General features: G+C 72.9%; 11 protein-coding genes and 3 tRNA genes. 9 read left to right on the top strand and 5 right to left on the bottom strand.

Features of this window, described 5'->3' with window-relative positions:
- The first annotated feature begins 49 nt into the window (after positions 1-49).
- Entirely contained in the window at positions 50-1531 is a 1482-nt protein-coding gene (locus K2224_RS05540; RefSeq protein WP_221905516.1) for a N,N-dimethylformamidase beta subunit family domain-containing protein, read from the top strand.
- Between the two features lie 17 nt (positions 1532-1548).
- Here K2224_RS05540 and K2224_RS05535 read toward each other — a convergent pair whose 3' ends face one another.
- Positions 1549-2457, bottom strand: a complete 909-nt coding sequence (locus K2224_RS05535) for a LysR family transcriptional regulator (RefSeq protein ID WP_221905515.1) — start codon at positions 2455-2457, stop codon at positions 1549-1551.
- 101 nt (positions 2458-2558) lie between these two features.
- Here K2224_RS05535 and K2224_RS05530 point away from each other — a divergent pair, with 101 nt between their 5' ends.
- Together K2224_RS05530 and K2224_RS05525 are read left to right on the top strand one after the other, a co-directional pair.
- Positions 2559-3806, top strand: coding sequence for an MFS transporter (locus K2224_RS05530; RefSeq protein ID WP_221905514.1), 1248 nt, complete (start codon positions 2559-2561; stop codon positions 3804-3806).
- Positions 3807-3917: 111 nt separating this feature from the next.
- On the top strand, positions 3918-4817 hold the full coding sequence (locus K2224_RS05525; RefSeq protein ID WP_221905513.1) for a phosphoribosylaminoimidazolesuccinocarboxamide synthase: 900 nt from the start codon (positions 3918-3920) through the stop codon (positions 4815-4817).
- A gap of 56 nt (positions 4818-4873) precedes the next feature.
- On the opposite strand, the gene K2224_RS05520 is transcribed toward K2224_RS05525, so the two are convergent.
- The 4 genes from K2224_RS05520 to K2224_RS05505 form a co-directional block, all read right to left on the bottom strand.
- A tRNA-Gly gene (locus K2224_RS05520) sits at positions 4874-4946 on the bottom strand.
- 538 nt (positions 4947-5484) lie between these two features.
- A tRNA-Gly gene (locus K2224_RS05515) sits at positions 5485-5557 on the bottom strand.
- Between the two features lie 74 nt (positions 5558-5631).
- Positions 5632-5703: transfer RNA gene (locus tag K2224_RS05510), tRNA-Gly, on the bottom strand.
- A 119-nt stretch (positions 5704-5822) separates the two neighbouring features.
- Positions 5823-6143 carry an Lsr2 family protein gene (locus K2224_RS05505; protein WP_039635016.1) on the bottom strand — a complete coding sequence of 107 codons (321 nt, stop codon included), beginning with the start codon at positions 6141-6143 and terminating at the stop codon, positions 5823-5825.
- Between the two features lie 300 nt (positions 6144-6443).
- On the opposite strand from K2224_RS05505, the gene purS reads away from it, so the two are divergent.
- The 6 genes from purS (at position 6444) to K2224_RS05475 (ending at position 11465) form a co-directional block, all read left to right on the top strand.
- Positions 6444-6707, top strand: coding sequence for a phosphoribosylformylglycinamidine synthase subunit PurS (gene purS, locus K2224_RS05500; RefSeq protein WP_221905512.1), 264 nt, complete (start codon positions 6444-6446; stop codon positions 6705-6707).
- Positions 6704-7408, top strand: a complete 705-nt coding sequence (purQ, locus tag K2224_RS05495) for a phosphoribosylformylglycinamidine synthase subunit PurQ (protein WP_221905511.1) — start codon at positions 6704-6706, stop codon at positions 7406-7408. Before purS ends, purQ begins: the two co-directional genes overlap by 4 nt.
- Positions 7405-9654 (top strand): phosphoribosylformylglycinamidine synthase subunit PurL, encoded by a 2250-nt coding sequence (gene purL, locus K2224_RS05490; protein WP_221905510.1) that lies wholly within the window; start codon positions 7405-7407, stop codon positions 9652-9654. Before purQ ends, purL begins: the two co-directional genes overlap by 4 nt.
- Positions 9655-9814: 160 nt before the next feature.
- Complete coding sequence (locus K2224_RS05485) at positions 9815-10354, top strand: helix-turn-helix transcriptional regulator (protein WP_221905509.1); 540 nt, start codon at positions 9815-9817, stop codon at positions 10352-10354.
- A gap of 28 nt (positions 10355-10382) precedes the next feature.
- Positions 10383-10586 (top strand): hypothetical protein, encoded by a 204-nt coding sequence (locus K2224_RS05480; RefSeq protein WP_221905508.1) that lies wholly within the window; start codon positions 10383-10385, stop codon positions 10584-10586.
- Between the two features lie 81 nt (positions 10587-10667).
- Positions 10668-11465, top strand: a complete 798-nt coding sequence (locus K2224_RS05475; RefSeq protein ID WP_221905507.1) for a maleylpyruvate isomerase family mycothiol-dependent enzyme — start codon at positions 10668-10670, stop codon at positions 11463-11465.
- The last annotated feature ends 51 nt before the right edge of the window (positions 11466-11516 follow it).

Here is an 11516-nt window from a genome sequence, read left to right as displayed (position 1 = left end):
TAAGGCCCGGTCGGCCGCGGCCATGGGGGACGCGGGAGGGGAGTGGAAGGTGGCGACGGAACAGATCAGGCGCTGGGAATCGGGCGCCCTCGCCCACGCGGTCACGGATCCGTTCGGACAGGGCCCGCTGCCCTGGCTGCGCGGCAGCGAGACCTACTTCGACTCCGGCCGGATCATCCCCTGGTACGTCGATCCCGCCGTCGCCCACGGCGACCTGCGGCTGCCCGCGCCCCGAAAACACAACGGCCCCCGCACCGCCGACGACGTCCACCGCCAGATCAAGGGCTTCGCCGTCCCCGGCGCGGTGGCCCCCGGCGAGGCCATCGACTTCCGGGTCTCGGTCGACCCGCCGCAGCCCTTCAGCATCGACGTCTACCGCATTGGCCACTACGCCGGCGCCGGCGCCGCCAAGATCACCACCAGCCCCCGCCTCGCCGGCATCGTCCAGCCCGCCCCGCTGCTCGTCGACCGCACCGTCTCCTGCCACCACTGGTGGCTGTCCTGGCGCCTCCAGGTCCCCACCTACTGGCAACTCGGCGCCTACGTGGCCGTCCTGACCACCGCCGACGGCCGCTACCGCTCCCACATCCCCTTCACGGTCCGCGACGACCAGCCCGCCGACCTCCTGCTGCTGCTCCCCGACATCACCTGGCAGGCGTACAACCTCTACCCCGAGGACGGCCGTACGGGCGCCAGCCTCTACCACGCCTGGGACGAGAAGGGCGCCCTCCTCGGCGAAGGGGACGCCGCCACCACCGTCTCCTTCGACCGCCCCTACGCCGGCGCCGGCCTCCCCCTCCATGTGGGCCACGCCTACGACTTCATCCGCTGGGCCGAGCGCTACGGCTACGACCTCGCCTACGCCGACGCCCGCGACCTGCACGCCGGCCGCGTCGACGCCACCCGCTACCGCGGCGTGGTCTTCCCCGGCCACGACGAGTACTGGTCGGTGCCCATGCGCCGCACGATCGAGGCCGCCCGGGACGCCGGCACCTCCCTGGTCTTCCTCTCCGCCAACACCATGTACTGGCAGGTGGAGCTCTCCCCCTCGCCGGCCGGCCCCGACTCCCTGCTCACCTGCCGCAAACGCCAGGGCCCCGGCCGCCCCGCCCTCTGGCGCGAACTGGGCAATCCCGAGCAGCGGTTGATGGGCATCCAGTACGCCGGCCGGGTCCCCGAGCCGGCCCCCCTGGTCGTGCGCAACGCCGACCACTGGCTGTGGGAGGCCACCGGCGCCCACGAGGGCGACGAACTCCCCGGCCTGGTCGCCGGCGAGGCCGACCGCTACTTCCCGCGCACCCCCCTCCCCGACCACACCCGCCGCATCCTGCTCTCCCACTCCCCGTACCGCGACGGCGAGGGCGTCCGCCGCCACCAGGAGACCTCGCTGTACCGCGCGCCCGGCGGCGCCCTGGTCTTCTCGTCCGGCACCTTCGCCTGGTCCCCGGCCCTGGACCGCCCGGGCCACATCGACGAGCGCGTCCAGCGCGCCACGGCCAACCTCCTCGACCGCATCTGCAAGCGCGACTGACCCACACCGGCCCCGCGCTAGCGCGCCGCGAACTCCCCCAGCTCGCGCGCCAGCGCCACGGTCAGCGCCCGGAAGATCCGCACCTCCGGATTCGGGTCGCCGGACCGCGTCGCCAGGACGCTCTGCGCGCTCGGCGCGTCCAGCACCGGCACGAACACCGTCCCAGGCCACGGGTAGTAGCGGGCGAAGGACTTCAGCCCGGAGCCCGCGCCGCGCCCCGCCGCCACGCTCGTCAGCACGTCGTGCGGGTTCAGCGCGCAGTCCGGCGCCCGCCGCTCGCCGTCCTGGAAGTAGAGGTAGTCGACGAACGGCCGCGGGGTGCGCGCCGGCAGCCGCAGGAACGGCAGCTCGATGACGTCCGCGATCCGCGCCCCCTCCCGGGCCGCGTCCGCCAGCGGCGACCGCGCGGAGACCGCCACGATCCGCTGCTCGGTCGTCAGGACGTCCACCTCGATGCCCTCGGCCCGCACCAGCGGCCGGACGAACGCCACGTCCACCCGCTCCTCGCGCAGCGCGCTGCAGTGCTCGGTGAAGTCCAACTGCACCAAGGTCACCGGAACTTCCGGCCGGGCCCGGCGGAAGGCGCTCACCGCGGCCGGGGTCACCTCCGCCGACCCGTGGCTCATCACCCCGACGCGCAGCCCGTGCCCTGGTGCCGGCCCGCCCCGGCCGGCCTCGGTCACGTCCTCCACCGCGGCGTTCGCGGCGGCCAGCAGCGTCCGGGCGTGCGACACCAGCCGCCGCCCGGCGACCGTCGGCACCACCGGGCCCCGCCCGCGGTCCAGCAGCCGCGTCCCGAACTCCCGCTCCAGCTGCTGCACATGCTGGGTGACCGCGGCCGGCGACAGGAACAGCCGGGTCGCGGCCCGCCCGAAGTGCTGCTCCTCGACCACCGCCAGGAACGAAGACAGCCGACGCAGATCCATACCCGCCACGATAAGCCGGGCCCGCGGCCCCGCCGCCGGGCCGTTCACGATTCCTGAACGGAGGCGGCGCGCCCGCCCGCCCGCGTCGTACAACGTCCCCCATGCCCCTGTCACACACCCCGACGGCGCAAGTCGCCGCCCCGGCCGCCACCGTGGCCCCGGCTCCCCGCCACTGGCTCCGTGCCGGCGGGCTGATGGCCGCCTCCGGGTGGAGCGCCAACCAGTACTCCTCCCTCCTCGGCGCCTACCGCGCCCACCTCGGTCTGACCGCCGCCACCACCACCGCCCTCTTCGCCGTCTACATCCTCGGCCTGATCCCGGCCCTCCTCGCGGGCGGCCCGCTCGCCGACCGCCTCGGCCGCCGCCGGGTCGCCCTGGCCGGCCTCGGCGTCTCGGCCCTGGCGACCTGCCTGCTGATGACCGGCCCGGCCGTCCCCGCGCTGCTGTGGCCAGGCCGCTTCCTCACCGGCGTCGGCGCCGGCACCCTGCTCACCGCCGGCAGCGTCTGGATCAAGGAACTCTCCGCCGCGCCGTACGGCACCGCCCCCACCCCCGGTGCCGCCGCCCGCCGCTCCGGCCTCTTCCTCTCCGCGGGCTTCGCCACCGGCGGCCTGGCGGCCTCCCTCATAGCCCAGTGGGCACCGCACCCGATGGTGCTGGCCTACGTCCCGCACCTCGCCCTGTCCGCGGCCGCCGCACTGAGCGCCGCCCGCGCCCCCGAGACCGTCCCGGCCCGGGCCCCGCACACGGGGGCGGCCGGGCCCGCCGCCCCCGTCCACCGCGTCCCCTTCCGCCGCCTCGTCGTCCCGGTGGCCCCCTGGGTCTTCGCCGGCCCCGCCCTCGCCTTCGCGGTCCTCCCGGGCCTCGTCGACGCCCGCCTGCACGGCTGGCAGACCGTCTACGCGGGCGTCGTCACCGCCGTCACCCCCGGCGCCGGCCTCCTGGTCGCCCCGCTCGCCCGCCGGCTGACCGTCCGGCACCGCCTCGCCACCGCCGCGGCCGGCCTGCTCGTCACCGCCGCCGGGCTGCTCCTCGGCGCCCTCGCCGCCGCCCACGCCCAGCCGGCGGCCGCCCTGCTCGCCGCCGCCCTGCTCGGTACCGGCTACGGCCTCTGCGTCGCCTACGGCCTCACCGAGGTCGCCGCCCTGGCACCGCCGCACCACCTCGCGGGCCTCACCGCGCGCTTCTGGGCCGTCTCCTACCTGGGCTTCCTCACGCCCTACGGGGTCACCGTGCTCAGCGGCGCGTTCGCCCCGCCGGCGATCCTCACCGGCGTCGCCGTCCTGGCCCTGCTCACCCTCGCCGTGCTGCTCCGCCCCGGAGCCCGCCACTCCGCTCCGCTCTCCTGAAAGGGCCGCCGTCCCACCGACCCCGGCCCCGACCCCGACCCTGCGGCGGAGCCGCCGACCCGCATACGGGAGAATCACCACGACTCCTGGATCAACCTACGCGGAGGCAGCGTGTCCGGATTCGTAGAAAAGCCCGAGCCCGTGCAGGTCCCGGGACTCACCCACCTGCACACCGGCAAGGTGCGCGACCTCTACCAGAACGCCGCCGGCGACCTCGTCATGGTCGCCAGCGACCGCACCTCCGCCTACGACTGGGTCCTCCCCACAGAGATCCCCGACAAGGGCCGGGTGCTGACCCGGCTCTCCCTGTGGTGGTTCGACCAGCTCGCCGACCTGGTCCCGCACCACGTCCTGTCCACGGAGATCCCCGAGGGCGCCCCCGCCGACTGGGCCGGCCGCACCCTCGTCTGCCGCTCCCTGGCCATGGTCCCGGTGGAGTGCGTCGCCCGCGGCTACCTCACCGGCTCCGGCCTCGCCGAGTACCGGGAGTCCCGCACGGTCTGCGGACTGGAGCTCCCCGAGGGCCTGACCGACGGCTCCGAGCTCCCCGCGCCGATCTTCACCCCGGCCACCAAGGCCGCCGTCGGCGACCACGACGAGAACGTCTCCTACGAGGAGGCCGCCCGCCAGGTCGGCGCCGAGACCGCCGCCCAGCTCCGCGAGGTGACCCTCGCGGTCTACGGCCGGGCCCGCGACATCGCCCGCGAGCGCGGCCTGATCCTCGCCGACACCAAGTTCGAGTTCGGTTTCCACGGGGAGCGGCTCACCCTGGCCGACGAGGTCCTCACCCCCGACTCCTCGCGCTTCTGGCCCGCCGACCAGTGGCGGCCGGGCCGCCCCCAGCCCTCCTTCGACAAGCAGTTCGTCCGCGACTGGCTGACCTCGCCCGCCGCGGACTGGGACCGCACCGGCGAGCAGCCCCCGCCGCCGCTTCCGCAGGAGATCGTCGACCGCACCCGCGCCAAGTACCTCGAAGCGTACGAGCGCCTCACCGGCCGACCCTGGGCCTGACCGCCCGCCCGGCCCACGCAAAAGGCCCCGGTCCATCGACCGGGGCCTTTTCCCTGAGCGGACGACGAGGCTCGAACTCGCGACCTCAACCTTGGCAAGGTTGCGCTCTACCAACTGAGCTACGTCCGCATGCTCCGTGCCGGGCTTCCGTTCCGGTCGCCACCGCGCGGTGCGAGCCCCACTATAGCCAACTTCCGGGCCGCCGTTGCACGGCTTCGCACACCGGCCCCCGCCGGCGCACCCCGCTCCCGCCCGCGTCAGCTGCTCCGACCTGCGATGCCCGCCGCCCTGCCCTCGGCCGCCCCGGCACAACTCACGTCCGGAATCCCCGCGTTCGCTTCCGCCGCCGCGCCCCGCCCGCCGGCCACGCCCCGGCCCCCACCCGCCGCCCGCCCCCACCCATGTGTCCATCGCCACACACCAGCGGACCCCGCCGTCGACTCCGCCCCGCCGGCCCGGCCGCGCGCCCGCCCTTCACGGACCCACCCGTCCGCTATTTCCCGTGAAAAGCAGCACCGCGCGACCGCGCCGCCCCACCGTGGCAACCACCCGAGACCCCCGGACCGATCGGGCCGACCGACCCGCAGGATCCCGGACCGCACGCCCCGCCATTTCGGGAGGGAAAACAACAAAGGCCCCGATCATGAAGATCGGGGCCTTTTCTCTGAGCGGACGACGAGGCTCGAACTCGCGACCTCAACCTTGGCAAGGTTGCGCTCTACCAACTGAGCTACGTCCGCAGGCATCCACTCGGCTTTCACCCAGTGGCGCGACAGCTACTCTACCTGATCCTTTGGACCGGTCGAACTGTCAGAGCGGGTGACAGGGATTGCACACTGCGCCTCCCCCTTGGAAAGGGGGCGCTCTACTACTGAGCTACACCCGCGTGACTCCTCGGGGTTCGGCCTTTCGGCCCCGCCCCTCGGCGTGCTCCAGACTCTAGCTGATCAGTGGGGGTGCTGTGCAAGTCGGCGGTGTGCGGACCCGGGGATGCCGGCAAGTCGGTTAGTGATTGGCCGCGTTGAAGGCTTCGTAGACCTTCTTGGGGATCCGGCCGCGCGGTGGGACGTCCATCTGGTGCGAGCGCGCCCAGGCGCGCACCGCCGCCGGGTCGGGGGTCACCGCGGTCCGGTGGAAGGTCTTGCCGGACTTCGCCCGCTTGCGGCCGGCCTCCACGTACGGAGCGAGGGCGCCGCGCAGTTTCTTCGCATTGGCGGGATTGAGGTCGATCTCGTACGACTTCCCGTCCAAACCGAAGATGACCGTCTCTGCGGCTTCTCCTCCGTCGATGTCATCGGAGAGCGTCACTACTACGCGCTGCGCCACGGATATCGGTCCTTTCGTGGAGCTACCCCTTGTTGACATGGGGTGATGCTCCGGATCCGGCTGATTGGGATCAATGCTTTTTCATTTGTACAGCGATGGGCATTGCATTGTGAAGCCCATTTAATTTCGTCAGCGTGTCCTGCCGCAATCCGGCCCCCCGTTCTTTTCGGAGATTTTCCCTGACGGGTACTCCCGCCGATACCGGCCCGTGATCGGAGCCCTTGCATATCTATGCGCGTAGATTTTCGAACACGGTACTGTGAGGGCACCGCCTTACGCACCACACCACCGGGAGTGCCAGTGGCACGCGTCGTAGTCGACGTCATGCTCAAGCCGGAGATCCTCGACCCGCAGGGGCAGGCGGTGCAGCGCGCACTGCCACGCCTGGGATTCGAGGGGATCGCCGACGTCCGTCAGGGCAAGCGTTTCGAACTTGAGGTGGAGGGCCCGGTCGACGACGCCGCCCTCGCCCGTATCCACGAGATGGCCGAGACCTTCCTCGCCAACACCGTCATCGAGGACTTCACCGTCCGGGTCGACGAAACCGCGCGGGCCGAGTCATGACAGCTCGGGTCGGAGTCATCACCTTTCCCGGCACGCTCGACGACCGCGACACCCAGCGCGCGGTCCGGGCGGCCGGGGCCGAGGCGGTGCCGCTGTGGCACCGCGACAAGGACCTCCACCAGGTCGACGCCGTGGTCCTGCCCGGCGGGTTCTCGTACGGCGACTACCTGCGGGCCGGGGCGATCTCCCGGTTCTCGCCGGTGATGGAGACCGTGATCGAACAGGCCCGGGCCGGGATGCCGGTCCTGGGCATCTGCAACGGCTTCCAGGTCCTCACCGAGACCCACCTGCTGCCCGGCGCGATGCTGCGCAACAACCACCTGCATTTCATCTGCCGCGACCAGAAACTGCGGGTGGAGAACGCCGCCACGGCCTGGACCACCGACTACGCGTCGGGCCAGGAGATCAGCATTCCGCTGAAGAACATCGACGGCCGTTATGTCGCCGACGAGCGGACGCTGGACATGCTGGAGGCCGAGGGCCGGGTGGCGTTCCGCTACGTCGCCGACGGCCCGGCCGCCGACGGCTACGGAAACCCCAACGGCTCGCTCCGCGACATCGCCGGCATCACCAATGAGGCGGGCAACGTCGTCGGCCTGATGCCGCACCCCGAGCACGCCGTCGAGCCGCTGATCGGCACCGGCCGCACCGACGGTCTCGGATTCTTCACCTCGATCCTGAAGAAGCTGGTCAACGCATGAGCCTCGACACCGTCAAGCACGCAGCCGAGACCCCGGACGCCGACCAGCCCTGGGCCGAACTCGGCCTCAAGGAGGACGAGTACGCGCGGATCCGGGAGATCCTGGGCCGGCGCCCGACCGGCGCGGAGCTGGCCATGTACTCCGTCATGTGGTCGGAGCACTGCTCGTACAAGTCGAGCAAGGTCCACCTGAAGCAGTTCGGCGAGAAGGCCCCCGAGAACGACGCCCTCCTCGTCGGCATCGGCGAGAACGCCGGTGTCGTGGACGTCGGCCAGGGCTACGCGGTCACCTTCAAGGTCGAGTCGCACAACCACCCCTCGTACATCGAGCCCTACCAGGGCGCGGCCACCGGTGTCGGCGGCATCGTCCGCGACATCCTGGCCATGGGTGCCCGCCCGGTCGCGGTGATGGACCCGCTGCGGTTCGGCGCCGCCGACCACCCCGACACCAAGCGCGTGCTCCCGGGAGTGGTCGCGGGCATCGGCGGCTACGGCAACTGCCTGGGCCTGCCCAACATCGGCGGCGAGGTCGTCTTCGACCCCTGCTACCAGGGCAACCCACTGGTCAACGCGCTCTGCGTCGGCGTGATGAAGCACGAGGACATCCACCTGGCGAAGGCGTCCGGGTCCGGCAACAAGGTCATCCTCTACGGCGCCCGGACCGGCGGCGACGGCATCGGCGGCGTCTCGGTGCTGGCCTCCGAGACGTTCGACTCCACGGGACCGGCCAAGCGGCCCGCCGTCCAGGTCGGCGACCCGTTCCAGGAGAAGCTGCTCATCGAGTGCACCCTGGAGATCTTCCGGGAGAAGCTGGTCGCCGGCATCCAGGACCTCGGCGGCGCCGGGCTGTCCTGCGCCACCAGCGAGCTGGCCAGCGCCGGCTCCGGCGGCATGCGGGTCGAGCTGGACACCGTTCCGCTGCGGGACTCCTCGCTCTCGCCCGAGGAGATCCTCATGAGCGAGTCGCAGGAACGGATGTGCGCGATCGTCGAGCCGGGCAAGGTCGACCGCTTCCTGGAGATCTGCGAGAAGTGGGACGTCATCGCCACCGTCATCGGTGAGGTGACGGACGGCGAGCGGCTGGAGATCTTCTGGCACGGCGAGCAGATCGTCGACGTCCCGCCGCGCTCGGTCGCCCACGAGGGCCCGACCTACCACCGGCCGTACGCCCGCCCGGAGTGGCAGGACGCCCTCCAGGCCGACGACGCGGCCAAGCTGCCCCGCCCGGCGGACGCCGAGGAACTCCGTGCCCAGGTGCTGCGGTTGGTCGGCTCGCCCAACCAGGCGTCCAAGGCGTGGATCACCGACCAGTACGACCGCTTCGTCCAGGGCAACACCGTGCTGGCGCAGCCGGAGGACTCCGGCATGGTCCGGATCGACGAGGAGACCAACCTCGGCGTCGCGGTGGCCACCGACGGCAACGGCCGGTACGCCAAGCTCGACCCGTACGCGGGCGCGCAGCTGGCGCTGGCCGAGGCGTACCGCAACGTCGCCGCCACCGGCGCCCGCCCGCTGGCCGTCTCCGACTGCCTGAACTTCGGCTCGCCCGAGGACCCGGCGGTGATGTGGCAGTTCGCCGAGGCCACCCGCGGTCTGGCCGACGGCTGTCAGGTGCTGGGCACGCCGGTCACCGGCGGCAACGTCTCGCTCTACAACCAGACCGGCGAGGCGGCGATCCACCCGACCCCGGTGGTCGCGGTGCTCGGCGTCATCGACGACGTCACCCGCCGCACCCCGGTCGGCTTCGCGGAGGAGGGCCAGCTGCTCTACCTCCTCGGCGACACCCGTGAGGAGCTGGGCGGTTCGGCCTGGTCGCAGGTGGTCCACGACCACCTGGGCGGGCTGCCGCCCAAGGTCGACCTGGAGCGCGAGCGGCTGCTGGCGGAGATCCTGATCTCGGCCTCCCGCGACGGCATGATCGACGCGGCGCACGACCTCTCCGACGGCGGCCTGGTCCAGGCCGTGGTCGAGTCGTGCCTGCACGGTGGCAAGGGCGCCCGCCTGGTCGTCCCGGACGCGCTGGACCCGTTCGTCTTCCTCTTCTCGGAGTCGGCGGGCCGGGCGGTCGTCTCGGTGCCGCGCAGCGAGGAGCTCCGCTTCACCGACATGTGCGGTGCGCGGGGGCTGCCGGCAACCCGGATCGGTGTCGTCGACGGCGAAGAGCTCGTGGTCCAGGGGCAGTTCACCCTCTCGCTGGCCGAGCTGCGGGAGACGCACGAGGCCACCGTCCCGGGGCTGATCGCCTAGCGCCGCCCGACGGGGCCGGCCGCGCGCCCCGTCGACGACCGTGCCGGAACGGCCCGCCAGGAGTGCCTGGCGGGCCGTTCCGCCGTTTCCGGGACCGCACGAACCGAGCGGCCCCCTTTTTCTGCTTGCTCGAAATTACGTAATTACGTAATCTGCTGTCGTGGATCTGGAGCAGCGGGTGGCCGAGCTGGAGCGCCGCCTGGCCGAGCTGGAGGCGGCCCACGGGGAGGGCGGCGCCCGGCCCGCCGGGCCGACGCCCGCTGCCTCGCCCGTGCGGGACCCGGGCGACGCGCTGTGGGCCCTGAACGGGCTGAAGCAGCAGTTCGCCGGCCTGGGTGCGGTCAACGGGGGCGTGCTGTTCACCGGCGCCGTAAGGACCCCGGTCGGGCTGCGCTACGAGTGGCAGTACGGCCTGCCCACCGACACCGTCCTGGACGGTGACTGGGAGGCGGCCGCCGAGTCCTTCGCGGCGCTCGGCCAGCCCGTGCGGCTGCGGGTGCTGCGCGAGATCCTCGGCGGTCGCTGCACCGCCGCGGAACTCACCGCGCTCGACGGCATGGGCACGTCCGGCCAGATCTACCACCACCTGCGGCAGTTGACCACTGCCGGCTGGCTGCGCACGGCCGCCCGCGGCCGCTACGAGGTACCGGCCGAGCGGGTCGTGCCGCTGCTGGTGATGTTGATTGCCGCCGGACGATGACGCCCGGCCGACTCTTGGGGAGGACCACGTGTACGACAACCGCGCTCTCTGGCCCGTTGCCACGGCTCTCACCGCGCTGGGCGCCGCGTTCTTCGCCCTCGCGGTACAACTCCACCTGGCCGACGAGGAGATGTACGTGGACGGGCTCTCCCGGTGCGCCGGGACGGCGCTGGGCCTGGCACTGATGGTCGCGGTCTGCGCATGGCAGGGCCGCCGTCTCAGCAGCAGCTGACGCGGGCCGGCGCGGGGCCGCTGCCGTCCCCGCGCCGGAAACCCCGCCGCACTGTCAGTGGCGCGCCCTAGGCTTGATCCCATGTCTCCCGCTGCCCGCGCACCGCGTCCCCGCCGGTACGACCCGGCCAGGACCCGCGCCGCCGTGACGGCCCAGTACGCCCACGTCCGCCGGGCCGTGGGGGAGTTGACGCCGACGCAGCTGGCGCTGCCCACCCGGCTCGGCGACTGGACGGTGCGGGAGCTGGCCGCGCATCTGTCCATGGCCGTCGGCAGCGTGACCCGCGCGCTGCGGCAGCCGGCCCCGGCCGCCGCGGAGGTCACCCTGCTGGACTGGCCGTCGGCGACCGCGCAGCACGCCACCGGGACAGACGAGTTCGTCCATCGGCTGGCGGGCGAGCAGGACCCGGTGGAGCTGCTGGAGCGCACCGCCGAGGAGTACGCCGAGGCGGTGGCGTCCGAGCCGGACGACCGGGTCGTCCCGAGCCGCCCCGGCGCGATGCTGCTCGCCGACTATCTCGTCACCCGCTGCGTCGAACTCGTCGTGCACACCGACGATCTGGCCGTCGCCCTCGGCCGGGATATCCCCTTCGACCGGCAGGCGCTGGCCACCACCACCCGGCTGCTGGCCGACGCACTGGCCGCCAAGGCACCCGGCGGCTCGGTCGAGGTCCGGGTGCCGCCGTTCGCCGTGGTGCAGTGCGTCGAGGGCCCCCGGCACACCCGCGGCACCCCGCCCAACGTCGTCGAGACCGACCCGCTGACGTGGATACGGCTGGCCACCGGCCGCACGGGCTGGGCCGAGGCGGTGGCCGCGGCCGCGGTCGGCGCCAGCGGCGAGCGGGCCGACCTCGGCGCCCTGCTGCCCGTCATGAGCTGAGCGGGCCGCCGACGAGCCCCCGAGAACCCGCCGCGAGAGGCCGGGAGCGCG

Origin of the sequence: Streptomyces sp. BHT-5-2 (genome assembly GCF_019774615.1) — a bacterium.
In the GTDB taxonomy this organism is placed as follows: domain Bacteria; phylum Actinomycetota; class Actinomycetes; order Streptomycetales; family Streptomycetaceae; genus Streptomyces.
This window is presented reverse-complemented; position numbering and strand designations above follow the sequence as displayed.

Bases quoted from the DNA above. Each gene is read 5' to 3' on its own strand.
- purL (WP_221905510.1), top strand. From the start codon at position 7,405: ATGAGCCTCGACACCGTCAAGCACGCAGCCGAGACCCCGGACGCCGAC.
- K2224_RS05530 (WP_221905514.1), top strand. From the start codon at position 2,559: ATGCCCCTGTCACACACCCCGACGGCGCAAGTCGCCGCCCCGGCCGCC.
- purQ (WP_221905511.1), top strand. From the start codon at position 6,704: ATGACAGCTCGGGTCGGAGTCATCACCTTTCCCGGCACGCTCGACGAC.
- K2224_RS05475 (WP_221905507.1), top strand. From the start codon at position 10,668: ATGTCTCCCGCTGCCCGCGCACCGCGTCCCCGCCGGTACGACCCGGCC.
- K2224_RS05535 (WP_221905515.1), bottom strand. From the start codon at position 2,457: ATGGATCTGCGTCGGCTGTCTTCGTTCCTGGCGGTGGTCGAGGAGCAG.